The organism is Pseudoduganella chitinolytica (genome assembly GCF_029028125.1).
GTDB lineage: Bacteria > Pseudomonadota > Gammaproteobacteria > Burkholderiales > Burkholderiaceae_D > Rugamonas > Rugamonas chitinolytica.
The window spans coordinates 1,664,254-1,686,837 of sequence record NZ_CP119083.1 but is presented as its reverse complement, the minus strand read 5'-3'; the positions used below and the strand labels follow the sequence as shown (position 1 = coordinate 1,686,837).

The following is a 22,584-nucleotide window of genomic DNA, read 5'->3' as shown; positions in this document are numbered from 1 at the left end:
GCTGTTGTTCCTGGGGTGCGATGTGATTCATGGGGCGGGGCAGGATGGCGATCAGAACAGCTTGAATTTCAGCTGGATGGCAAGGGCGCCGTGCAGGCGGTCCTTGTAGGTCGGTACGATAGCAAAGTTCACGCCAAACCTGTCGTACTCCACGCTGACGACGGGAATGGCGGCCAGGAACCAGCCGCCGTCGCGCATCTTCGGATAGCCGTCGAAACCGCCGACGACGGCACCGATGCGCACCGGCCCGATCGCCACGGGCTGGTAATAGATGCCGACATAGTTCGAGATGGCCCGGTCGCTGTTGTGGAAGCGGCCCGCGGTGGCGGAAGCGACCGTCGAGAAACGATACTCGGCACCAATGCCGGGGTTGGTGTCGTCGAAGTTCTTGTCGCGCTGGAAGTGGTACGAATAGAAGCCGGGATTGACCCACAGCTCGCCCAGCGGCTGCGACTCGATCAGTTGGAACGGGTTGGCCAACGCGGCAATGGGGGCCGCGAGTGCCGCCGCGGCTGCCAGCAGGGCGATCCTCTTCATTGTCTTCCTTGTCATGTTAATCGCGTGGCAATTATAACGACAGATGGACAGGGCGCGGTTGCCGATTTGTCTCGGCAGGTTGCTGCGGGGAATCGAAACGGTGGCCGTCAGTCGTCCAGCCGCCGCTCCCAGTAGCCGACGTCGATCCAGCGGCCGAACTTGAAGCCCACTTCGCCGAAGTGGGCGACCTTGCGGTAGCCCATCCTTTCATGCAGGGCCACGCTGGCCGCGTTGGGCTGCGCGATGCCGCCGATGGCCAGGTGGCAGCCGGCAGCGCGCAGCCGTTCCAGCAGCGCCGTGTAGAGCGCGCTGCCGCCGCCCCGGCCGGCGTGTGCCGGCGCCAGGTAGACGGTGGTTTCGACGGAAAACCGGTAGGCGTGCCGCACGCGCCATTTGGTGGCGTAGGCGTAGCCGGCCACGGCGCCCTCCCGCTCCAGTACCAGCCAGGGTAGTCCGTCTTCCTGTACGGCGGCCATGCGGGTCGCCATGTCGTCGGCCGTGACGGCCTCTTCCTCGAAGCTGATCGTACTGTCCAGGATGTACGGATTGTAGATGGCCGCGATGGCGGCGGCATCGAGTGCGGTGGCGTCGCGGATGAGCATGCTGCACTCCAGAAATTGTTGTCATTCGACTATAGCGATGCGTTACGCAAAGGTCAACGCGCCGGCGGCGTCGCGCGTATACTCGATGTATCTCAACGGATCGGAGGCGAACGTGGGCAGAACGGCGATGACCGCCGTCCTGGCCGTGGTGCTGGCGGCCGGCACCGGTGGACCAGTACAGGCGGAAGGACAGACGAAAGGACAGGCGATGGACATGGGCGTTGGATTGGCCGTGGACACGGCAGGCGGGCATGTGCGCGTCAACGTGCAGGTGGAGAACCGCGGCAAGCAGACCGTGTACGTGCCCCGCGCGCTGGCGTCGGCAAGCCAGCTCGACGGCCGCCTGTTCGACGTGCGCGATGCGCGCACGGGCGCCGAGATACCGTACCAGGGCCGGATGGTCAAGCGGGGACCGCTGACGGCCGCGGACTTCCTGGCCGTGCCAGCGGGCGGCACCCACCGGCACAGCATCGACATCACGCCCGCCTACGCGTTTGCACCCGGCCCGCACGAGTACCGGCTGTCATACGCAGGGCAGGCCGGTTCCGACGTGCAGGCGCTGGTGGCGGGCAGTGCGGGCGCTGCGCTGGTCGCGCCCGCCGTGACGTTCAAGTACACGGCGCGCTGACCAGGACGCGCAGTGACAGGCACCTGGCTGCGGGTGTGGGACCCGCCGATAGGTGCCTTATATCTTGAATCCCACGTAAACTAGCTCTACAGGCATGCCAGTCCGATTTGCCTGTGGGAGCGAAGCCCGAGTGACAGCTTTCGACGGCATGCCTGACTTTTAGTAACCCGAACAGTTGCCAGGGGCTCGACCCCGTATCGGTAAGGATGGGATTAAGGTCATGGAAAATTACATCGGTATTGACGTCTGCAAGGACCGGCTTGACGTGGACGGCTATCCGCACTCGCATAAGAGCAGTTTTACGAACGACGAAGCAGGTCGGCAAGCCTTGGTCGAAACGCTTGCCCCTTTGGCTCCAAAGGGCATTGTGCTGGAAGCGACGGGAGGGCTGGAGTTTCCCGTGGTCTGCGAGCTTGCCAGAGCAGGTATGCAGGTTTTCGTCGTTAATCCTCGCCAAGCGCGCGACTTCGCGAAGGCTATCGGTTTGTTGGCAAAAACTGACCAGATCGATGCGTTTGCACTGGCCCGGTTTGCCGAAGCGGTCAAGCCACAGCCCCGCGCACTGAAGTCCGAAGAGTTGCTTGATCTGGAAGAGGTCTTAACCAGACGGCGCCAGCTCGTCGACATGATCACTGCCGAGAAAAATCGAAGGACGAGGGTTTCGCTGAAGACAGCGAAGCAGATTGATGAGCATATCGAATGGCTGGAGCGGCAAGTCAAACACGCCGACACAGACATGGGCGATGCGATCAAGAAGAGCCCGATCTGGCAAGCTAAATCGAACTTGCTCAAGTCGATTCCCGGGGTTGGTCAGGTTACGGTCAACACGCTGCTAGCCGAACTTCCAGAACTGGGGCAGCTGAACCGGCGAGAGATCGCGGCACTGGTCGGCATTTGCCCCTTCAATAACGACAGTGGGGGCCATCGAGGAAAGCGACGCATTTGGGGCGGGCGCGCTAGCGTGCGCTCCGTTCTATACATGGCTACGTTAGTAGCGACACGCCACAACTCCGTCATCCAAGCTTTCTACCAGAAGTTACTGGAGGCGGGCAAAATGAAGAAGGTAGCGTTGGTGGCTTGCATGCGCAAACTGCTCACCACCATGAACGCTATGGTTCACAACAACACCCCTTGGGAAGCTCCCGCACAAACTTGATCAAGACAGTTGCTGTCACCGGTGGGTTGCCGCATGAAAAAAAAGGCCGCGCGAACGCGGCCTCTCTGCATGGGCAAACTGACGGATCAGTTCAGCGCCGGGGTGTTCTCGCCGAAATATTCGTGCGAGTCGGCGTTGTCCACGGCGCGGGCAGGATTGCTCGTTGCCAGCGAGGCAGCGGCGGACTGGCCATAGGCCCAGTCATCCGTGCCGGCCACGGCGTTGAAGTGGCTCATTTCGTGCACCAGCGTGCCGCCCTTCGAGTCGGTGCCCGACGTTGGCGCGCTCCAGAAGGCCTTGCAAACGTAGATCTTGTACGGCTGGGTCGGGTACACGTACGCGTAGTAGCTGTCCGTGCAGCTGCAGTCGACGTTGACCGGCTTGTTGTCCAGGCCGTCCTTGATGGCCGCGAAGTGCGAGCGCACGGTCGCGTAGCGGCCCGAGTCGTAGGTGCCGAACCACTTCGTGTAGCGGGTGCCGCGGTTGCCGGCGTTCAGGTAGCTGACGGCACCGTTGGCCATCGTGCGGGCCGCCGACATCGCCGACGTGATCGACGTCTGCTGCGACGCGCTGCACGAGCTGAACGTCAGGCCTTCGCCGACCGGCGCGGGGGCCTGCTTCTTCATGTTCGAGCCTTCGATCCACACCTGCACGGATTCGGACTTGACCAGGTCGTCGTCCTGCAGCGCGCCCTTGGTGGCGCTGGCACCCTTGTCGCCCTTGTCGGTCGCGTTGTCCGCGGCCTTGGTAACGAAGCGGATGGCATAGTCGCCCGACGCGGACAGGTCGTACAGCGACGACAGTTCGACGGTGGCGGTATGCGACTTGCCTGGCTGGATCGTGAAGTAGTCGGAAGCGCGTGGAGCCGGACGCTTGACGTGCTTGCCTTCATAGGCCACCGGCACGCCGTCGCGGCTCACGTCGAACAGCGATTCCTCGATGGCGCCGAACGGGGTCTGCCACTTCAGCAGGCGCTGCGGCACGGACGAGGTGTTGGTCAGCGTGACCTTGACGACGAGGTCGTCCGACGGACCCAACGACTGTTTGTCCGTGCTGATGCTTGCCACGATGCCCGATGCCGCGTAGGCGGACATGCAGAATGCCGAAGCGATGACGGCAGCGCCGATCTTGACCTTGTGATTCCAGCTCATGCAGATCTCCTGATAAGAGTAGAGAGGGAGCCCGGCCGGGTTGGCACAGGCGTGACCTCATCCTCACATGGGCTTTATTCGCCGTCAACATTGTCACAAACGTGCGCAATCGTGCGCGCGGTTTTAACGCAACATACTGAAGAATTGGGACAAATTGGCGGGAAGTGTTAAATTTGGGACATTACTGCTGAGCAGGGTGGCTTGCTCCCAGGCACGTGAGGTTGGCCCTGCAATCGGGGACAGCCTCCGTTTCCACCGTTTGCCTGGGACAGCAATTGAGCAATTGGGGACAGCCTCCGATTCCACCGTTCGCTGGTAATAGGAGGCTGTCCCTGGTAATAGGAGGCTGTCCCCGATTCCGATGCGCAATGTCCGAAATCGGAGGCTGTCCCCGATTGTCGCGGCAACCCAGACGCGCGGGCGCTGGCGGCGCAATCGTGCAATTGGGGACTGCAATTGGGGACAGCCTCCCTTTCCACCGTTTGCCCGGTAATCGGAGGCTGTCCCCAATTGTCGAAATCGGAGGCTGTCCCCAATTGTCCCAATTGTCAATTGTGGCTGGGACTCAGGCGCGCGGGCGCTGGCGGTGGAAGGTTAGCGGGCTGTACGGCACCGCGGACGGCGGTGCGGAGCGCAGGATGCCTGGCTTCATCGCGCCCACCACGTGCATTTCGCAGGGCTTGCAGTCGAAGCGCAGCGTGTACTTCTCGTCGCCCGACACCAGCGTCATCGGCTCGGCCCGCACCTGTCCCTGCACCCCTTGCACGCCCTTGGCCTGCTTCGGACACAGGTTGAACGAGAAGCGCAGGCAGTGCTTGGTGATCATCAGCGACACTTCGCCGGGCTCCTGGTGCGCCTCGTAGGCCGCGTCGATCAGCTGCACCCCATGCTTGTGGTAGAACGCGCGGGCCTTGTCGTTGTAGACATTGGCGAGGTAGGACAGCTGCGTGTCCGGGTACACGGCCGGCGGTATGGCGGGGGCCTTGCGGGCCGGGCGCTCCCACGCGGCCAGGCGGGCCGCCTCGTGCGCGGCCACGGCATCGCGGCGCAGGGCGTTGATGGCCGCCGCCGGTACGAACCACGGCTGCGACAGTTGCAGCGTGACGCTGTCGGCCACGAACATGGTATTGCCCAGCTTGGCCAGGCTGGCGCGCAGCCCGGCCTCGGCCTGGGCCGCTTGCTGGGCCGGCTGCAACGCCACTTGCGCTGCCAGCGCACTCTCGATGCCGTCCTCGTCGCGCAGGGCCAGGCGCAGGCCGCCGTCGATCTCGGCGAGTGTCAGGTGCAGGCCCACCTTGCGTTCCGCCGACTTCTTGTTCAGGGCCGCTTCCCACTGGTGGTCGCGGTTGCGCGAGATTTCCGTGCCGGGCTTCAGGCCGGGCAGGGTGGCGACGACCTCGTTCGGGTAGACGCGCCAGCGCTGGCCTTCGTCCGACTCGCCCAGCTTCTGCACGGTGTTGGCCTGGATGCCCACGGTCGTGCGCTTGTTCATGTAGTTCAGGCCGTCGCCATTGGCCAGCGGCGCCTGCGCCAGCAGGTCGAAGTGGTCGGTGCCGACTTTCGTGACCGTGCCCACCTGCACGCCCAGGTACTTGGGCGAATCGAACGCGCCGATGTCTTCCTGGCGGCCCTGGGCGAAGTAGTCGGTGTGGCCGCGGTTGAAGTTCTTGTCGACGTCGGGCGTGAACAGCACGTGCGTGCGGCCGCTGGCGGCGCGCTCGAAGGCGCCCGGTCCGCCGGCGCGGCGTTCCAGGATCTCGTCCAGCAGCAGGCGGTAATGCGCCGTGATGTTCTTGACGTAGCCCATGTCCTTGTAGCGGCCCTCGATCTTGAACGAGCGGATGCCCGCGTCGATCAATGCCTCGAGGTTGCGGCTCTGGTCGTTGTCCTTCATCGACAGCAGGTGTTTGTCGTAGGCGACGACGCGGCCCTGGCCGTCCGACAGCGTATACGGCAGCCGGCAGGCCTGCGAGCAGTCGCCCCGGTTGGCACTGCGGCCCGTGTCCGCATGCGAGATGTAGCACTGGCCGGAGAAGGCCACGCACAGCGCGCCGTGGATGAAGTACTCGAGCGGCGTGTCGACCTCGGCGCGGATCTTGCGGATCTGCTCGACAGTCAGCTCGCGCGCCAGCACCAGCTGGGAGAAGCCCACGTCGCCCAGGAACTTCGCCTTCTCCACCGTGCGGATGTCGCACTGGGTACTGGCGTGCAGCTGGATCGGCGGCAGGTCCAGTTCCAGGAGGCCCATGTCCTGGATGATCAGGGCATCGACGCCAGCCTCGTACAGCTGCCAGATCTGCTGGCGGGCCAGGTCCAGCTCCGCGTCGTGCATGATCGTGTTCATCGTGACGAAGATGCGCGCGCGGTAGCCGTGGGCGAATTGCACCAGGCTGGCGATGTCTTCCAGCGGATTGCTGGCGTTGTGGCGGGCGCCGAACGCGGGGCCGCCGATGTAGACGGCGTCGGCGCCATGCAGGATGGCTTCGCGGCCAATCTCGGCGGTTTTGGCGGGTGACAGCAGTTCGAGCTGGTGATCAAGTAGCGACATGGCATTCCTCTCGGCGAAGGCGCAGATTATAGCGGTGCGGGCTGGGCCTGTCATCGGCGCCGGGCCGTCGCGCGCGGCGGGACGCGGGCAACCCGGCATTGCAAAAACCTTCCGGCTCATGTGTAATACGCGGCTTCACGTATATTTCTTGCAACATCACGACCATGCCTGAATCGCTCGCCCTGAAAAAGACCATGCTGCTCCCGGCCGTGCTCGCCCTGGCCATGGCCGCGGCCCACGCTGGCGTTACCGGCAACACCTACACCAATTTCGGCAACGATCTCGTCGCTCCGATCTTCCCCATCGACGGCACGCTCAAGCTGTACCGCAACAAGACCGACGCGGCTCCGGTCACGGTGCTGCACGGCCAGCCTGCCATCTTCCTGGAGAAGGACGTGAGGGCCTGCGTGCAGGTGCCGGCCGACGGCTGGGTGCGCTGCGCAACGACCCAAGGCACGGGCTGGGTGCGCCGCAGCACGTTCCGCGCGGGCGCCGACATGGCAGCGCCCGCAACGTGGCCGTTCCGCTACTGGCTGTACGTCGCATCGGACGGCAGGGGTGCGGAAGAGAGTACCGCCGTCGAGGACGCGGCAGCGCGCAATCCCTACCTCGTCAAGGCCAAGGGATACGAGCACGTCTATTTCCATGTCCGGTTCGACGCGGCCGGCAATGCCATCGGTCCGAAGACCGGCAAGCCCACTGGCGAACGCGCCTTTGTCGTCGACGGCGCCGTGTACCTGGCCCCCGGCGACCCCGCCAAGCGCAACGGCGCCCGCTGGCTGTTCCTCAACTATTACCATGAGAAACCCGTCGCGCTGTGCCCCGGCCGCGAACCCGTCAGCTGCCTGGCGGTCGTCAACGTCAGCGAGGATTGGCAAGGTATGCGTACCCTGCTGGCGGAACCGCCCAACTCCTATGCCGACCCGGAGGGCAAATGGGCATTCCGGGGCGCGACAGAGGTGGCATTCGCACGCCACGCGGATCCGGTCCAGCCCCTGCTGTACCAAGTGACCGACGACGTCTGGATGCCGGGCGATAACGAAGACGGCAGCCCAGCGGCACGCCAGCGGCGCCGCGCCCGGCCGTTCTGTATTGCCGATTGCGCGCAGGGTGGGCCACGGTAAGCTTTGGCGCCGTGCTTCAACGTGCTGACGAAAACGCCCCTCGCGTTCATCCGCCTGCGCGAGAAATGGTTGCCGATTCTGCGGTGCATGCTGCACTCGATGACAGTGCGGGGCGCGGCCAAGGCCAACGGGGTTCCCCGCAACACCAGCTTCCGCTGGCGCCACCGCTTCCTGGCGATGACCAAGGAAGCCCGGGCACTGCCGCTCGATCGCATCGTCGAAGCGGACGAAACGTATTACTGGAATCGCAAAAAGGTTCGCGCCACCTGACCCGTCCTGCGCGGCGGCGGCGCGGTAGCGCCAGCCATGGGGGCCGGGCAAGGAGCACGATTGCATCCTGGTTGCCTGAAACCGAAACCGTGTGGCGCCCGCCTGTGCCGGGACGGCGGAATGAGATACCCCAGCCGCGCTACCAGAAAGGCGAGGGGGGTTCGCCATCGCCGTCGCCGCCATCGGTATCGCGTTCCCACGGCGCCACGCCGACCAGGGTACTGCGGCGCAACCGCACTCGCGCGCGCGGCGCCCGGATGCCGGAAGCCATCCCCCAGGCGGCCGCCCAACGCAGGGCCCGGTCCGTGACGCTGCCAAACGGCCGCTGCGCGGCCGCGCGCTCCAGCGCCCGCGACATCCGCTGCATGGCATAGAGCTTTTTCGAAGAGACATTCACCATGTGCGCACGATAAGCCGGGGCGCGCCGCCCGAGTGTGGCGCACATAACCGTTCAGTGCATTGCCACGCGGCGCGAACCGGCCGCGTCTGGCGTCAATCTCGTCAATCCACGTCCATCGCATCGAACAGCAGGTACCAGAACAACGCGGTTTCGTGCGCCAGGGCCGGAAATCCCGCATACAGCAGGCGGTCGGCGCCGCCCAGCCGGAACCCGTAGCGGGCATAGAAGCGGCAAGCGGGCAGGTTGGTCGATTGCGTCTCGAGCCGTATCCCGGCCAGCCCCGCCGCGCGTGCCCAGGAACGGGCCGCATCCATCAGGGCCCGGCCGACGCCCAGGCCGCGGCTGGCGCGATCCACCGCCACGTCGTCGACCAGTGCCAGGCCCGTCCAGTCGCGGCTGGCCAGCAGGTAGCCCAGCACGACCGCCGGGCCGTCCGGCGCACGGTCCTTCGCACGCGCCACCAGCAGCACGCCGTCGGCTTCCGGCTGCAGGTCCTCGCCGCCGCCGTAGTCCTTGCGGTACGGCGTAACCGCGCCGACGGTACCGATGTCGTCGCCGTCGAAGGGCGGCAGGGCCACCGCCGTCACGTCGAACGAGAAATCGCAGTGAGACAGCTGACTGGCGGCCAGGTGGGGCTGGGCATTGATCGTATAAGGCGGCATGGCCGAGTATCCGGGCAAAACCGTCAGCGTAGCATGAAGGCAATGCCCGGCGCGACCGGGCCACCGCTCAGGCCCGCGGCCGGTAGACCAGCACCGCGGCACCCTTCTCGCACGCGGGCTGGCGTTGCTCCATTTCCGGATACTCGTCCGCCCAGCGGCGCAGGATGGCCTGCTCGTCCTCCCGGTTGGCGTCGTCCAGGAACACGGCGCCCCCTGGCGTCAACCGGCCGAACAGGGCCGGCCCGGCCGGGTAGCGGGCCAGCGCCCGGGTCGCGTGCGGGGGGCCGTCGATGGCCAGCATGTCGATGGCGGCGCCGTCCGGCAGGGCGTGCGTGCTGTACCACGGCCAGGTGGCGTCGCCGAAGTCCTGCGCCTTCAGCGGCGCGTCCAGGACGACGGCCCAGTCGGACAGGCCATGCCGGGCCAGCTGACGGCGTGTTTCGGCCGCATAGCGCGGCTCGTGCTCGAGGCTGTACAGTTTGCCCGCGCCGTTCAGCTGCAGGCAGCGCGCCAGGACGACTGTCGATGTCCCGCTGCTGCACTCGACGACGATGCCCGGTTTCTCGGCCAGCGCATGCCGGGCCAGCATCAGCAGGAAATCGGGCGATGCCGCCCAGCCACGGGTGTCGGGCAGGCTGTGCCGCAACCCCAGGTCCGCGTACAGGCCGTGCAGCGCCTCCAGCTGGCGAAACAGGCCCGCATTGTCGCGCTGGGCACGGTCGCGCACGTCGTGCAGCAACAGGTGGATCAGGCGCACTTTGTGCAGCGTATAGCCACACAGCAGCAACGTCGCCGCCAGGAACAGAAACGAGGTCATCGGGAGCATGGTTCTTCCTGGTCGTAGTAGCCGTAGTAGCCGGGACCGCCGGCAGCTGCCGTCTTGTTGTAGATGAGGTTGACGTTGGGGCAGTTCTCGACCTGCCGCAGGGCTTCGCGCACGGCGCTGTGCGTGGTGCGCTCCGCCTCCACGACCAGCACGACCTGGCCCATCTGGGCAGCCAGCACGCTGGCCTCCGTCGTGATCAGCAGCGGCGGCGAGTCGAAAATGACGATGCGGTCGGGGTAGCGCGTCGCGATGTCTTCCAGCAGCCGCGTCATGCCCCGGCTGGCCAGCAGCTCCGTTGCGTGGCGGTTGCGCCGACCCGCCGGCAGGATGCTGAGGGCCGGCACATTGGTGCGCAGGATGACGTCTGCCAGGTCCAGCTCGTCGTCCAGCAGCACGTCCATCAGGCCCGCCCGGGGCGCGAGGCCGAGCGCCGCCAGCAGCGAGGGCCGGGCCACGTCGGCGTCCACCAGCAGGACCGTGGTGTCGCGCTCCATCGCCATGCTCATCGCCAGGTTGATGGCACAGTAGGTCTTGCCTTCGCCCGGCAGTGCGCTGGTTACGACGATCAGGTTGCCGTGGCGGACGAGCTGGCCGTCGGCCGCCCGCGTGCTGCGCAGCAGGGGGCGCTTGATGATGCGGAAGTCCTCGGCTACGCCCGAACGTCCTCCTTCGTGCGTCACCATGCCTAGCTGCTGCAGGCGCGCCAGGTCGATTTCCGCGAACCGCGTGTGCGGGCCTGTGAGGATGCGCTGGGTCGTGTCGATCGGAATCATGCGGGTCTCGCTAGGAATGGAGAAGCGCCAGGGCCATGACGCCGCCATACGAGGCGACGAGGCAGGCCAGGCCCGCGCTGAAGCCGACGCGGTCGCGCCGCCGCCGCCGCCGCTGCGCATCGGTCCAGTTCATGGCAACGGTGCCCAGCACGCGCAAGCCCGTGGCCTCACGCAGTTCGTGCGGGCTCAGGTAGGTTGGCCGCACCTGGCTGATCAGGAGTGCGAACGCGGCGCCGGCCAGCACCGCCACGGCCAGGACAGCGCTGTACAGCAGGGGACGGTTGGGGCCGGTCGGCCGCAAGGGCAAGGTGGGCGGATCGATGATGCGAAAGCTCATGATCTCCGTCGTCGTACTGAGGTCGCCGGACAGCTTGGCGGCCTCGCGGCGGCCGATCAGCTTTTCGTAGTTGTCCTTGTTGATCTGGTAATCGCGGTTCAGCTGCGCCAGCTGGGATTCGATCTCCGGCACCGCCTTGCTGTGCTGCAGCAGCGTGTCGTGCCGCGACTGCATTTCCGCCACCCGCGCCTTGACGGCCGCGACGCGCGCGTCGGCCTCGGCCGACGCCACCTTGAGTTGCTGCAGCATGGGACTGTAGTTCTTGCCCGGATCGGCCGAGGTCATGCGTTTCTTCGCGTCCTGCACCTTGCGCTCTTCCAGCAGGGCGATCAGCCGGCGCGTGGAAACGATGTCCGGGTGCGCCTCCGTGTACTGCAGCAGCAGCGCGTCGAGCGATTTGTTGAGGGCATTGATACGACTGTCCAGCTCGGGGTTGTCGATCATGGCCGGGTCTGGCTCGGCCCCCAGGATCGGTTCGTCGCCGGCCGCCTGGGCGGCGATCGCGTTGCGCGCCTGCTCCGCCTCCACCAGTTCCAGCCTGGCGTTGTTCAGCGCGTCGGACGACATCAGCAGTTGGGCGCCATAGTCGATGCCCTGGCGCGGCAGCAGGAAGTTGTTCTTCAGCTTGAATTCCTTGACCGAGTTTTCCGCCGTGACCAGCTTTTCCTCGTACGCCCGGATCTGGTCGTCGATGAACTGCACGGCCTTTTCCGATTCGCCCCGCTTGCCCTTGAAGCTGCCCTCGACGAAAATCGTCAGCAGCGACTGCACGACGTCGCGCACCAGGCGAGGATTGCGGTTGCTGTAGCTGATCGTATAGATGTCATACGTGCTGGTGCCGCCGATGCGGATCTTCTGCATCAGCTCATCCACCTGCTTCTCGTGTTCGCGGGGCGTGCTGGCCGCGATATCGAGGTCGACCATGCGGATGACGCGTTCCACGTTCGGGCGGCTCAGCAGCGTGCGGCTCATGATCGCCACCTGCTGTTCCACGTTCGGCACGGTCGTCATGCCGGCCAGCAGCGGCTTGAGGATGCTTTGCGTGTCGACATATACCCGGGCGGTGGTCTGGTAGTCGTCCGGCAGGGTCAACACCCTGAGCCATCCCAGCGCCGCCACCAGCCACATGACGGCGACGCCCCACCAGCGGTACTTCCAGATCCCTTTCAGGCCGGACTGCAGCTGGGCGATGATCTCTTCCATTCGGGGTTCTCCGGGAACACAACCTGTCCGTTTGCAATTATATGGCTGGGCTGTGGCACCTCGGCTGGAATGCGCTGGGCGGTTGAGACGCGTCAAGAGCGGTACACCGTCAAGTTTTCCGACGGTGCGCCGCCTGCCTCAGAACTTGCGACGGCGGCTGACGAGCGACATGCTCAGCAGCCCGGCCGCGACGATCGCCAGCGTGGCCGGCTCCGGCACCTCCTGCTGCAGGGCATTCGCCAGCGTGTTGTGCTGGATGGTGATCTGGTACGTGGTACCCGCGGCCAGCAGGGGCGTCGTGGCGAGGAACGAGAACACCTGGCCCGCGCTGTTGTACTGCAACAGGCCCGGATCGCCGTCGGTGCGGCTGACGGATGCCGATCCGTTGATCTCGGTCGGCGCAAACGTGAACACCGACGTGCCTGTCGTCAGGTCGACGATATTGATGTTCCACGACAGCCGCGCATTGGCATCGGACGTGGCGCCCGCACCGGCGGAAACGAACGCGGCCGTGTACGGCGTCGCATCGAACGACACCGTCATCGTGTCCGACTGGCCCAGCGTGAACGAGAACGTCGTCGACGTTCCCACGTCGGAATTGCCGGACGCGACCTGGATATTCTGCGACGTGGAGGCATCGGCGCGAGTGGTGGCGTGCGCGCCGGCCGGGGTGCCGTTGATCGTGATCGCGGACCCGACCTGGCGCTGGTCGGCATAGCCGAAGTTGCCCGGCACGGGCGGCGGGTTGCCGAAGCGCGAGAAGTTGTTCTCGCCCAGGGCCGGGCATGGCACGCCGACGCACTGGTGGGCGACATCGGGCTGGATGCCCGACAGGATGGGACGGGTATCGGCGGCGTTGGCGAAGACGCCGTTCAGCGAAGCCGTCGCATGCGCGCTGTTGGTGCCGGTCAGCGTGGCGAAATCGGCTGTGCTGTAGGCCGTGCCGCTCGAGTGCAGCAGCCGGAAGTTGTTGATGTCGAGAATGGCCGTGGCGAACGTGTCCGCCCGTGCGCTGCCCATCGCGGCGATCCCCAGCGTCGCGGCGGCTGTCGTGACCAGAAAGGTTTTCCTGATGATGTTCATGGCGTCCTACTCCTAAGGTGGTGGTTACGGCCCCAGTCGCTGTGCCGACGTTTCCTGTTCAGCAGCATTCGTGCCACCTGCGCAAGCCTCGTGAAATCAGGGACTTACGGCTGGGCTGGCACGGCCTCGGCAGAAAATGAAAAAAAGTCCGACGCTGGCGGAACTTCGCTGGCCGACAGCGGTCTGATGTGCATGATCCTTCAGACCACCAGGAGCAACTGTGCAGCCATTGGACGACACCATCATTTCCTTCGAGGCGGCGGCGACGCTGCGCGACCTCGTCATTCGCGAACCGCAGGAAACGGCGGGAGCCTACACCCACCCCATCGACACGGAGCTGTTCCACATCCGCATGGCCAGCACGGCCGGCAAGCGCGAGGCGGCCAGCTTGCTGCTGCGCAAGATGTACGGTTGGCGGGGCTATGACGTGGACGCGGAAACGGCGCACGTGCCGAACCGCATCACGCTGTACGCGGAAACGCGGGGCGCCACCGTCGGCACCATGTCGTTGTGCCTGGACGACCCGGCGCTGGGCCTGCCGGCCGATGAAAACTTTCGCGACAAGCTGGACGAATTGCGCGGGCAGGCACGCCGGCTGTGCGAGCCGTCGCGCCTCGCCATCGACAAGGACGTCAGCAAGCGCGTGTTCGCCGCGCTGATCCACATCTCCTATATCTATGCGCACAACATCCATGGCTACACCGACTATGTGATCGAGGTCAATCCGCGCCACGTGATGTTCTACAAGCGCATGCTGGGCTTCCGCGACTTCGGCGGCGAGCGTCCCTGCTCGCGCGTCGGCGCCCCGGCCGTGCTGCTGCGGCTGGAGCTGGAGCGCATGGGCGAGCAGATCCGGCGCTTCGGCGGCCAGATGGAGCAGGCGCCCGGCGAACGCTCCTTCTATCCCTACTTCTTCCCCCTGCGCGACGAGCCCGGCATCACGGGGCGCCTGATCCAGGGCCACGACTGATGGGCGCCACCGCGCCAGGCACCCAGGCGGCGCTGGCGGCGTGGCGCGCCGCGCTCGGCAGCGCGCGGGTCGGGACCGATCCCGCCGTGCTGGCCCGCTACGCCGCCAGCACCGCCGGCTGGAGCACCATGCCGCTGGCGGTCCTGCAGCCGCGCACGACCGAAGAGGTGGTGCAGGTCGTCCGGGTCGCGGCAGGTGCGGGCGTGCCCGTCTACCCGGTCAGCGCAGGCCGCAACTGGGGCTACGGCGACGCCTGTGCGCTGGCGGATGGCCATGCGATCGTCGACCTGTCGGGCATGAATCGCATCCTGGAGGCGGACGCGGAACTGGCCTACGTCGTCATCGAGCCGGGGGTAACGCAGCAGCAGCTGTCGCGCTACCTGCTGGAGCAACGGCTGCCCATGTGGATGGACTGCACGGGCGCCGGTCCGGATACCAGCCTCGTCGGCAATATCCTGGAGCGCGGCTTCGGCCATTCGCCGTACGGCAACCGCTTCCAGAGCGTTGCCGGAATGCGCATCGTGCTGGCCAACGGCGACGTGGTGGATACCGGCTTCGGCCATTTCCCGTCGGCCGTCAACGGCCGCGTCTATCCGTACGGCGTGGGTCCGTATGTCGACGGGCTGTTTACCCAATCGAACTTCGGCATTGTTACCAGCCTGGGCCTGTGGCTGATGCCCCACACGGCCGCCCTGAACCACTTCCTGTGCGCGGTACCCACGCACGAGGCGATCGGGCCCGTCATCGATGCCTTGCGGCCGTTGCGGCTGGACGGCACGCTGCGCAGCATCCTGCATGTCGGCAATGACCTGCGCGTGCTGTCCGGCGGCATGACGTATCCACGCGAACTGGTCGGCAGCGGCGGCCCACTGCCCGGGGACGTTCGCGCGCGCCTGCGCCAGGCCGCCGGCATCGGTGCATGGACGGTTTCGGGCGCCCTGTACGGCAACTCCGAACAGGTCGCCGCCGCGCGGCGGGCGGTGCGCCGGGCACTGCGGCCGACAGCGGCCCGGCCCCAGTTCCTCGACGAACGCAAGCTCGATGCCGGCGCCGTCGTCGCGCGCCTGCTGGGCAATACCGGGCCCGGGCGCCGGCTTGCGGCCAAGGTGGCGCTGGGCCGCTCGCTGTTCGAGATGAATCGCGGCATCCCCAACGGCCGCTTCCTGGCGGGTGCGTACTGGCGCCGCCGCGGTGGCTTGCCGCCGGACTTTCCCGCCGGCGCCAATCCAGCCGTGGACAATTGCGGCATGCTGTGGGTGTCGCCCGTGCTGCCGCTGCGCGGTGCCGACCTGCTGCGCGTGCATGCGCTGGCTGAACCGGTCTTCCACGCGCACCGCTTCGACCTGCTTGCCACGTTCAGCATGCTCAACGAACGGGCGCTGGGCGGGGTGTTGACGGTGGCCTACGACAAGGAGGACCCGGACGAGGCAGCCCGCGCGCGGCGCTGCTACCGCGAGCTGTTCGACACACTGGTCGGGGCTGGCTACATCCCGTACCGGGTGGGCCTGCAGTCGATGGCCGATCTCGACAATGGCGACGACGCCTACTGGCGCATGGTCAGGCAGCTCAAGGCCGCGCTGGACCCGGGCGGAATCATCGCGCCCGGGCGGTATGCGGGGCGGGGCGGTGACACGCCTGGCGTCGGCATGTGGCGGGTATGAAAGACTGGCGTCGTCCAGCCGGAGTCGGCAGGCCTTCCGGGCCAGTCCCCGGGCAGGGACCAGCCCAGGTTCCGTTCTTTGTCCTGTCCAATGGCGCCGATACTACAACTGCGCCAGCATGCGCCGCACCTCGTCGTGGCGCTTGAAGTCGGACCGCTGCAGCAGGTGCTCGCACTCGGCCCGCGCGCCCGGCCGGTCGCCCGCCTTCAGCAGCGCCTGGGCAAGGTGGAAGCGGATCTCGGCGGCGTTGGGCGCCCCGGCGACCGCCTGGCGCAAGAGCGGCAGCGCTTTGGCGGTGTCGCCGCGCTCCAGCAGGATGGCCGCCAGGGTGTCGGCCACCGCGGGATTGCGTGGCGCCAGCCGGTGCGCCCGCTCGGCGTGGGCCAGCGCGCGCGGGTCCTTCTGCTGCAGCAGCGTCCAGGCCAGGTCGTTCAGGGCTACCACGTTGTCGGGTGAACGTTCGACGACCTTCAGGTAGTGGCTGCCCGCGCCGGCGAAATCACCGGCGGCCACCAACGCGCTGGCGTAGTACATCCGGGTCGGCTGGTCGGCCGGCTGCCGCTCGAGCCAGGCTGCCATGCGTGCCGCGGCCTCTGGCTGGCGTCCGGCCACCTGCAGCGCCCGGTGCAGGGCCATCAGCACGGGCCCCGACGGCGCGAGCTTGAAGGCCTGTTCGTAACGCTGCAGCGCGTCGGCAGGCTTGTGCTGCACCATCAGCACGTCGCCCTCCAGCTTGAAGCCCAGCGGCAACCCGGCATGGCGCGCCTGCCAGCCGCGCGCATGGGTCGTCGCTTCCGCCAGCGCGTTTTTCTCGATCAACAGGCTCGACAGCAGTATGGCCGCCTCGCCGTTGTCCGGCTCCAGCTTGACGGCCTTGCGGGCGGCGGCCAGGGCATGCTCCACCCGGCTGTCGGCCAGGTGCAGCGTGGCGATGCGCAGCTGGGCGGCTGCGCTTGGCTGCAGCACCGCCAGCTTCTCGAAACTCTCCAGCGCCGCCTGGGGCTGGCCGGCCTCGGCCTGCGTTTCCGCCAGCAGTGCCAGCATGTCGGGTGCCTCGGGGGCCGTCGCGTGCAGCTTTTGCGCCAGCGTCAGCGCCTTGGCCGTTTCGCCCGCGCGCAAATAAAACGCGGCCAGCAACTGTGCCGGCGCGGCCGCGTCCGGGCGTTCCCGGTGGGCCTGCTCGAGCCAGCGCATGGCTTGCGCCGGCTTGCCCTGCTGTGTGGCCAGGCGCGCCAACGCCGTCATGAGGCCCACGTTCGTCTTGTCGCGCGCCAATGCCTCCTCATAGCGTTTGCGGGCATCTTCCGGCTTGCGCGACACCACGTCCAGTTGGGCCAGGTTGTCCAGCGCAGGCTGGTATAGCGGGTCCAGCGCCAGGGCCTTCTCGAAACCGGCGCGGGCCCCCTCGACGTCGCTGCGGCCCAGCAGCACGCCGGCACGCAGGTTCTGCAGCATGGCGTTGTCGCCTGCCTGGATCATGCCATCGACGGCGGCCAGCGCCTTGTCGAACTGTTTTTCGCGCAGGTGCGTCAGCACCAGCAGGATGCCGGCGCGGCCGGCTTGCAGGGTACCCTGGCTGGCGTGCTCCAGCTCCGCAATGGCGCGTACGTTCTCGCCCATCCCCAGCCGGCTGACCCCGTGGGCCAGGCGCAGCCCGGCCGCATCGGGGCGCAATACGCTGGCTTTCTGGAAGTGTTCCGCGGCCCGGTCGAAGTGCCGCGCACGCATCTCCGCTTCCCCTGCCAGGGCGAGCGCCTCGACGTCGTCCGGCGTCGCCTTCAGCAGGGGGTGGATCAGCTTCAGCGCATCGGCCAGCTGGCCGCCGCGCAGGGCGACCGTGGCCAGCAGCTTGGTGGCGTAGGCGTTGCCGGGATTGGCCTGGAGGAATTGCGTCAGGTAGCGCTCGGCCTGTCCGTCCGCGCCCAGCGCCAGCTCCACGGCACCGGCCAGCAGCACGCTGGGCAGATGGTCCGGCACCGTGCGCAATACCTGCTGCAGCTGCTCCCGCGCCGATTTGGCGTGGCCTTCGCGAAAGTCCAGCAAGGCTTGCGAGTAGAAGATCAGCAGGCTGTTCGGCTGAGCCTTGCGGGCGCGGGCGATGCGTTCGCGCGCTTCCTTGAAGCGTCCTGCCTCGATGTCGAGATTGGCCAGGTCCACGTGCGCCTGCACGTTGTTGGGCTTGTTCGAGACGATGCGCTCGTACGAGGCCCGGGCGGCGTCGCGCTGGCCGGCGGCCCGTTGCAGGTCGCCCCGCAGGCGCAGCGCATCGACGCTGTCGGGGCTGGCGCCGATGGCCTGGTCCGTCAGCCGGCGGGCCTGGGCCGCGTCGCCGCCAGCCAACGCGACCCGGGCCATGCCCAGCGTCGCCTCGACCAGCCCCGGCTGGCGCCGCAGCGCTTCCTCGAAGGCGGAGCGGGCGTCGCCGCTGCGGCCCAGTCCCAGCAATGCCTGGCCGCGCAGGGCCAGCGCCGCGGCGTCGCCGGCAGTTTCCGTCTCCCCAAGGACGCGCTCGAACTGGCCTTGCGCGAGCAGCGCACGTCCGAGCGCGGCCAATACGGTCGCGGCACCGGCGCCGCCGTCGCGCGCGCGCCGCAGTTCTTTCTCTGCCGACAGCATGTCGCCGCTGTCGAGGTACAACTGGCCCAGCATCAGGCGGGCGGCCGCGTTGCCGGGCTGCTGCTGGACGGCGTTCTTCAGCTGGATGATGGCGGCCCGGGTGTCGCCCTGGTCGCGGTAGCGCCGTGCATCGGCCATCAGGTCGGCGGCGGGCGGGGTCCGGCTGCAGGCGCCCAGCACGAGCAACAGGGGCAGGGCGGACAGGATGGTACGGACAGGACGTGCGGACATGGCGGTCTCCGTGACTGGCTGAACTGCCAGCGTAGGAAATCGCCATCGGCGGCCATTGATCGGCCTCAACACCCGGCGCCGGGCGAGCCGATACCGCTCAGGCCTCGGCCACATCGGTATCGGGCCCCCAAGCCAACACGCTCCCGGCCGGCTCCCAGCGTTGGGCGGATTCCCGACCAGATGACAGCTTCGAGCACAGCCTTCGATGTCAGCGCAGCACAACCCCACCATCAAGACCATGCCCGACTGGCGGATGCACGGGTCAGCGCGCAATCAGCGCAATCGGAGGCTGTCCCCAATTTTGCAATCGGAGGCTGTCCCCAATTTTGCCCCAGGTGCGGACGCTGACACGAGCACGCCCGCTTCCCGCGTTGTCGCGGCTGGGCCTACTGCAGGGCTGCCTGCCGGGCCGGGCTTGGCGCCGGCTGCATCGGGCGCGGGCGCGCCGGGGTGGTAGCGGCCACGAACGGTGTCCCGGGGCGGCGTCCCGCATCGATCAGCCCACGCTGCGTGGCCACGACGACGGCGTGGGTGCGCGCGGTTGCGTCCAGCTTGCTCATCAGGCCTTTTACATGCGTCTTGACGGTACCCACCCCGATGCCCAGTTCGCGTGCGATCGTCTTGTTGCAGCAGCCCTTGGCCAGCAGTTGCAGGACATCCGTCTCGCGTCCCGTCAGCGTTTCGCGGCTGAGGCTGTCAGCGACGCAACGGGTGACCGCCTCGCTCAGGTAACGCAAGCCCTGGCCCAGTTGGCGCACGGCCCGCACCAGCTCGTCCGGTGTACAGCCCTGCAGCAGGTAGCCGTGCACGCCGCAGTCCATCGCCGTACGCACTTCCCATTCCTTGTCGCACTGGGTGACGATCAGCACGCGCGGCGCGGTTCCGAAGCGGTCCTGGGGGAGCTGGCGCGCCAGGGCCAGGCCCGTGTCATAGTCGGCGACGACGACCTGGGCGGCGCCATGGCCCTGCGGCTGGCTGGCCTGCGCCGTCAGCACGAACTCGCCGCACGGGGCGAGCAACGCCTGCATCCCGGCCGTCATGACGGCGTCACGATGCATGAGGTGGACATGGGGCTGGTGGATCGGCATGGCAGGTCTCCCGTTGGGCAACGGCGGACGGCCGTTGCTTCTGTTGCAGTCATGATGGAACTGCAACGCCGCCATGACAAGTTAAGCGATGTTAATTTGCTTAAACAGCGGTGCGGGGAAAGGGGGGATAACGGCGAATTACTTGAGCGCGGCAGGCTGGGCGGCGACATCGGCGCCACGGATCAGGGACGCCAGGCGCAGTGCGGCCTTGGCGTGGCTGCGCTCGGCCGCTTGCTGGTACAGCGACAGCGCGCGGCTTTCCGCCCCGCTGTCCGACGGTGCCCGCACCATTTCGGCCAGCTGGAAGGCCGACTCCGAATCGCCGGCCCGTGCCGCTTCCTCGAACAGCCGCATGGCCTCGCCACGCTGCTGCGTCTTGCTCTGGTAGATCATGCCAAGCTCGCGCTTGGCGACGACGGAACCTTGCTCGGCCCACTCGCGCAAGCGGCGTTCGGCGGCGGCGCCGCCATGGATCGTCAGTTTCTGTGCAACGGCCTCGATGACCGGCGCCGGCGGCACCGCGTCTTCCTTGGCCTGGCAGGCAATCAAGGCGCCCACCGAGACGAGTACGAACGCGATCAGCGCGCCCGACTTGTTAAATAATTCCATATTCTTCTTCTTGCCTCACTCAAACCTGCACGACGCGGTTGACAGGGTGTCACGGGCAGGTGCCGCAGGGGCGACACTGTAACATGAAATTGCCAATAGGCAATGCCACGAGCGTAGCCCAACAGTAACCGCCGCGCGATTGTAGTGACTTTCACATCACAGTGGCGCACGATCGCTGCGGTGCGGTGGCCAGCGCGGCACGGCGCGCGGACACCTCCTGCAATCGTGGCAATATTAGCATGTCAACTTTGCGACAAGCCAGACCAAGAAGGGACGCTGGCGTAACAATTGTAACCAGTCGTTAGTACTGTCGAGCATGCTCAGCGGGCGCTGGCGCGGCCTGCATGCTGGTCCAGCCAGGCGCCCGCGTGCTCCATCACGAGGCGCAGTTCGTTTTCGACGGCGGTGAACAGCAGCGGAATCTGCAACACCTTGCCTTCGGCCAGCGCCAGTTCCAGGCCCATGCACGCCGCCACGAAGCGCTTGGCGCCCAGTTCCGACACCGTATCGCGCAGGCGGTGGACGATGCGGCGCGCTTCCATGAAGCGCGCCTGTTGGACCGCGTCACCGGCCTGGTTCAGCGGTTCGATCCCCGTGCTGATGCAGTCGCGCACGATGTGCACCACCTTGCGCACGGCGCGTTCGTCGTTGCCGAGCGCTTCCACCAGCTCGTCGACGCAGAAAATCGTTTCATCATGGGCACTTGCATAGGCCGTCATGGCAGGGCTCCGTCAATAGAAGGTCCAGTAGCGCCCGGTCGGGGCGTCCACCGGTTGCAGGCCGGCGCGCTGGGCTGCCCGCAACTGCTGGTTGATCAGGTAATACATGTCGGCCAGCGCCGATCGCCCTTCCGCGTAATACGAATGGCCGATGAAGTCCGTATCGACACGGCTCGCGTCGACCGTTTCCATGCCGGGCGCGACCACCAGGCCTTCGCCGCTGTCCCCTGCGCGGGCATAGCCGTGCGCGCGCTTCGACATCTGCAGCGCCTCGTCGTTGGACGATGCGTACAGGGTGACTGGATTGCCGGCCCGGGCCAGCGCCGGGACGATATCGCGGCGGAACACATCCGCATCGATGTCCGGCGCCGTCAGGATGATCTCGCGCAGACGCCCGGCCAGGTCGGGCCGCGCGGCGATCACGGCGGCCGCTGCCCGCGCCAGCGCCCGGTTGCCCATGCTGTGGCCCAGCAGGTAGACGTGCTCGGCCTGCGTGCCGGCCAGGAAGTCGGTCAGGAACTCCGTCAGCCGGGCCTGCGTCCATTCCACATTGGTCTCATCGACCATGTAGCCGGACAGGCGGCCTTGCGACGGCCAGCTGTAGAACAGCGGCACGCCGTTGAAGCCCAGGTCGTAGGCGATCTGGCCCGTGCGCCGCGCCGCGTCCTCGAAACTGACCCGGTAGCCGTGCACGAACAACAGCGCGCTGCGGTTGCCGGTGGCGGCGATCGCCTGCGCCAGCGTGGGGAAGAACTGGTCGCGGCTGGCCAGCTCGTTACGCATCAGCATGACATGGCGGTCGGGATCGGGACGGAACTGCAGCCGCAGCAGGGAAGGGGACTCCAGCTCGCCCATGCGGTGATCGCGCGGGATACTGACCTCGCAGCTGCCGTAGGTCAGCGTGCCGCGTCCGCTGCCGAACTGGCGCGCCGGATGCCGGTCGCCGGTCTGCTGGCGGTCGGTGGCAAAGAACACCTGCAGTACGGCATGGTTGGGGGTGCCGGGGTCGGCCGCCACGCGCAGCTGGGTCTCTTGCGTCACCACCGCGGCCTGGCGCCGCTCCACTTCATCGAGCAGGTTGCGGGCGGCTGCGCGCAGGTAGCGGTCGCCGGCCAGCCCGGCCGCGGCCAGCGCGTCGGACAAGGCGAACTGGCGCGACAGCGAACCGGGATCCTGTTCCAGGTCCTGGATCGCTTCCTCCACCCGCGGGGAACGGGGGGCCAGGCGCGCCTTGAGCATCTGGTAGGCGGCGCTGGAGCCGCCTTCGGCGATTGCCGCCGTCACTGCGGAAGTGATGACATCCATGGGTGCTGCCTCCACGCTGCGGTGATTCCTGCGGTGATCTCTGCGGCGACACCCGCAGTAACCCGTAGTTCACCACAGGCCGTGG

The 22,584-nt window shown here is 67.0% G+C and carries 21 protein-coding genes; 6 read left to right on the top strand and 15 right to left on the bottom strand.

Annotation, left to right across the window (positions count from 1 at the left end):
• Positions 1 to 51: 51 nt before the first annotated feature.
• The gene (locus tag PX653_RS07315) at positions 52 to 537 is read right to left on the bottom strand and encodes a hypothetical protein (protein ID WP_277417241.1); all 486 of its coding nucleotides are present in this window, start codon (positions 535 to 537) and stop codon (positions 52 to 54) included.
• Between the two features lie 107 nt (positions 538 to 644).
• Positions 645 to 1,139 carry an arsinothricin resistance N-acetyltransferase ArsN1 family B gene (locus tag PX653_RS07310; RefSeq protein ID WP_277417240.1) on the bottom strand — a complete coding sequence of 165 codons (495 nt, stop codon included), beginning with the start codon at positions 1,137 to 1,139 and terminating at the stop codon, positions 645 to 647.
• A gap of 127 nt (positions 1,140 to 1,266) precedes the next feature.
• Here PX653_RS07310 and PX653_RS07305 point away from each other — a divergent pair, with 127 nt between their 5' ends.
• Entirely contained in the window at positions 1,267 to 1,767 is a 501-nt protein-coding gene (locus PX653_RS07305; RefSeq protein WP_277417239.1) for a hypothetical protein, read from the top strand.
• A gap of 211 nt (positions 1,768 to 1,978) precedes the next feature.
• Complete coding sequence (locus PX653_RS07300; RefSeq protein ID WP_371876465.1) at positions 1,979 to 2,923, top strand: IS110 family RNA-guided transposase; 945 nt, start codon at positions 1,979 to 1,981, stop codon at positions 2,921 to 2,923.
• Positions 2,924 to 3,009: 86 nt separating this feature from the next.
• Here the strand turns inward: PX653_RS07300 and PX653_RS07295 are convergent, their stop codons facing one another.
• Together PX653_RS07295 and PX653_RS07290 are read right to left on the bottom strand one after the other, a co-directional pair.
• Positions 3,010 to 4,074: a M35 family metalloendopeptidase gene (locus PX653_RS07295; RefSeq protein WP_277417238.1), complete on the bottom strand. Its 1,065-nt coding sequence runs from the start codon at positions 4,072 to 4,074 to the stop codon at positions 3,010 to 3,012.
• A gap of 565 nt (positions 4,075 to 4,639) precedes the next feature.
• Positions 4,640 to 6,622, bottom strand: coding sequence for a peptidase U32 family protein (locus tag PX653_RS07290; protein WP_277417237.1), 1,983 nt, complete (start codon positions 6,620 to 6,622; stop codon positions 4,640 to 4,642).
• 194 nt (positions 6,623 to 6,816) lie between these two features.
• Here PX653_RS07290 and PX653_RS07285 point away from each other — a divergent pair, with 194 nt between their 5' ends.
• The gene (locus PX653_RS07285) at positions 6,817 to 7,746 is read left to right on the top strand and encodes a hypothetical protein (RefSeq protein WP_277417236.1); all 930 of its coding nucleotides are present in this window, start codon (positions 6,817 to 6,819) and stop codon (positions 7,744 to 7,746) included.
• A gap of 21 nt (positions 7,747 to 7,767) precedes the next feature.
• Entirely contained in the window at positions 7,768 to 8,016 is a 249-nt protein-coding gene (locus PX653_RS07280; protein WP_277417235.1) for a helix-turn-helix domain-containing protein, read from the top strand.
• A 139-nt stretch (positions 8,017 to 8,155) separates the two neighbouring features.
• Here PX653_RS07280 and PX653_RS07275 read toward each other — a convergent pair whose 3' ends face one another.
• From PX653_RS07275 to PX653_RS07250, 6 genes are all read right to left on the bottom strand, one after another.
• A complete protein-coding gene (locus PX653_RS07275) occupies positions 8,156 to 8,416 on the bottom strand; it encodes a hypothetical protein (protein ID WP_277417234.1) in 261 nt (86 codons plus the stop codon).
• Positions 8,417 to 8,517: 101 nt separating this feature from the next.
• Positions 8,518 to 9,078 (bottom strand): GNAT family N-acetyltransferase, encoded by a 561-nt coding sequence (locus tag PX653_RS07270; RefSeq protein ID WP_277417233.1) that lies wholly within the window; start codon positions 9,076 to 9,078, stop codon positions 8,518 to 8,520.
• 67 nt (positions 9,079 to 9,145) lie between these two features.
• Complete coding sequence (locus PX653_RS07265) at positions 9,146 to 9,904, bottom strand: class I SAM-dependent methyltransferase (protein WP_277417232.1); 759 nt, start codon at positions 9,902 to 9,904, stop codon at positions 9,146 to 9,148.
• Entirely contained in the window at positions 9,892 to 10,677 is a 786-nt protein-coding gene (locus tag PX653_RS07260) for an XrtA-associated tyrosine autokinase (protein WP_277417231.1), read from the bottom strand. Before PX653_RS07260 ends, PX653_RS07265 begins: the two co-directional genes overlap by 13 nt.
• Before the next feature lie 10 nt (positions 10,678 to 10,687).
• Positions 10,688 to 12,217: an XrtA system polysaccharide chain length determinant gene (locus tag PX653_RS07255; protein ID WP_277417230.1), complete on the bottom strand. Its 1,530-nt coding sequence runs from the start codon at positions 12,215 to 12,217 to the stop codon at positions 10,688 to 10,690.
• A gap of 138 nt (positions 12,218 to 12,355) precedes the next feature.
• Positions 12,356 to 13,300: an EDSAP-1 family PEP-CTERM protein gene (locus PX653_RS07250; protein ID WP_277417229.1), complete on the bottom strand. Its 945-nt coding sequence runs from the start codon at positions 13,298 to 13,300 to the stop codon at positions 12,356 to 12,358.
• A 220-nt stretch (positions 13,301 to 13,520) separates the two neighbouring features.
• On the opposite strand from PX653_RS07250, the gene PX653_RS07245 reads away from it, so the two are divergent.
• Both PX653_RS07245 and PX653_RS07240 read left to right on the top strand, forming a co-directional pair.
• Positions 13,521 to 14,270 (top strand): N-acyl amino acid synthase FeeM domain-containing protein, encoded by a 750-nt coding sequence (locus PX653_RS07245; protein WP_277417228.1) that lies wholly within the window; start codon positions 13,521 to 13,523, stop codon positions 14,268 to 14,270.
• Positions 14,270 to 15,931, top strand: a complete 1,662-nt coding sequence (locus PX653_RS07240) for an FAD-binding oxidoreductase (protein ID WP_277417227.1) — start codon at positions 14,270 to 14,272, stop codon at positions 15,929 to 15,931. Before PX653_RS07245 ends, PX653_RS07240 begins: the two co-directional genes overlap by 1 nt.
• Before the next feature lie 102 nt (positions 15,932 to 16,033).
• Here PX653_RS07240 and prsT read toward each other — a convergent pair whose 3' ends face one another.
• From prsT to PX653_RS07215, 5 genes are all read right to left on the bottom strand, one after another.
• Positions 16,034 to 18,778, bottom strand: a complete 2,745-nt coding sequence (prsT, locus tag PX653_RS07235; protein WP_277417226.1) for an XrtA/PEP-CTERM system TPR-repeat protein PrsT — start codon at positions 18,776 to 18,778, stop codon at positions 16,034 to 16,036.
• A 386-nt stretch (positions 18,779 to 19,164) separates the two neighbouring features.
• Positions 19,165 to 19,866 (bottom strand): response regulator transcription factor, encoded by a 702-nt coding sequence (locus PX653_RS07230; protein ID WP_277417225.1) that lies wholly within the window; start codon positions 19,864 to 19,866, stop codon positions 19,165 to 19,167.
• A gap of 138 nt (positions 19,867 to 20,004) precedes the next feature.
• Positions 20,005 to 20,475 (bottom strand): SEL1-like repeat protein, encoded by a 471-nt coding sequence (locus tag PX653_RS07225; protein ID WP_277417224.1) that lies wholly within the window; start codon positions 20,473 to 20,475, stop codon positions 20,005 to 20,007.
• Positions 20,476 to 20,795: 320 nt separating this feature from the next.
• On the bottom strand, positions 20,796 to 21,194 hold the full coding sequence (locus PX653_RS07220; RefSeq protein ID WP_277417223.1) for an Hpt domain-containing protein: 399 nt from the start codon (positions 21,192 to 21,194) through the stop codon (positions 20,796 to 20,798).
• Positions 21,195 to 21,206: 12 nt separating this feature from the next.
• A complete protein-coding gene (locus tag PX653_RS07215; protein ID WP_277417222.1) occupies positions 21,207 to 22,499 on the bottom strand; it encodes an alpha/beta hydrolase in 1,293 nt (430 codons plus the stop codon).
• Between the last annotated feature and the right edge of the window lie 85 nt (positions 22,500 to 22,584).

Coding starts and splice junctions, on each gene's coding strand:
- PX653_RS07220 (WP_277417223.1), bottom strand. CDS start 21,194: ATGACGGCCTATGCAAGTGCCCATGATGAAACGATTTTCTGCGTCGAC.
- PX653_RS07285 (WP_277417236.1), top strand. CDS start 6,817: ATGCTGCTCCCGGCCGTGCTCGCCCTGGCCATGGCCGCGGCCCACGCT.
- prsT (WP_277417226.1), bottom strand. CDS start 18,778: ATGTCCGCACGTCCTGTCCGTACCATCCTGTCCGCCCTGCCCCTGTTG.
- PX653_RS07250 (WP_277417229.1), bottom strand. CDS start 13,300: ATGAACATCATCAGGAAAACCTTTCTGGTCACGACAGCCGCCGCGACG.
- PX653_RS07255 (WP_277417230.1), bottom strand. CDS start 12,217: ATGGAAGAGATCATCGCCCAGCTGCAGTCCGGCCTGAAAGGGATCTGG.
- PX653_RS07315 (WP_277417241.1), bottom strand. CDS start 537: ATGAAGAGGATCGCCCTGCTGGCAGCCGCGGCGGCACTCGCGGCCCCC.
- PX653_RS07240 (WP_277417227.1), top strand. CDS start 14,270: ATGGGCGCCACCGCGCCAGGCACCCAGGCGGCGCTGGCGGCGTGGCGC.
- PX653_RS07225 (WP_277417224.1), bottom strand. CDS start 20,475: ATGGAATTATTTAACAAGTCGGGCGCGCTGATCGCGTTCGTACTCGTC.
- PX653_RS07290 (WP_277417237.1), bottom strand. CDS start 6,622: ATGTCGCTACTTGATCACCAGCTCGAACTGCTGTCACCCGCCAAAACC.
- PX653_RS07275 (WP_277417234.1), bottom strand. CDS start 8,416: ATGGTGAATGTCTCTTCGAAAAAGCTCTATGCCATGCAGCGGATGTCG.
- PX653_RS07260 (WP_277417231.1), bottom strand. CDS start 10,677: ATGATTCCGATCGACACGACCCAGCGCATCCTCACAGGCCCGCACACG.
- PX653_RS07310 (WP_277417240.1), bottom strand. CDS start 1,139: ATGCTCATCCGCGACGCCACCGCACTCGATGCCGCCGCCATCGCGGCC.
- PX653_RS07305 (WP_277417239.1), top strand. CDS start 1,267: ATGACCGCCGTCCTGGCCGTGGTGCTGGCGGCCGGCACCGGTGGACCA.
- PX653_RS07230 (WP_277417225.1), bottom strand. CDS start 19,866: ATGCCGATCCACCAGCCCCATGTCCACCTCATGCATCGTGACGCCGTC.
- PX653_RS07215 (WP_277417222.1), bottom strand. CDS start 22,499: ATGGATGTCATCACTTCCGCAGTGACGGCGGCAATCGCCGAAGGCGGC.
- PX653_RS07265 (WP_277417232.1), bottom strand. CDS start 9,904: ATGCTCCCGATGACCTCGTTTCTGTTCCTGGCGGCGACGTTGCTGCTG.
- PX653_RS07295 (WP_277417238.1), bottom strand. CDS start 4,074: ATGAGCTGGAATCACAAGGTCAAGATCGGCGCTGCCGTCATCGCTTCG.
- PX653_RS07270 (WP_277417233.1), bottom strand. CDS start 9,078: ATGCCGCCTTATACGATCAATGCCCAGCCCCACCTGGCCGCCAGTCAG.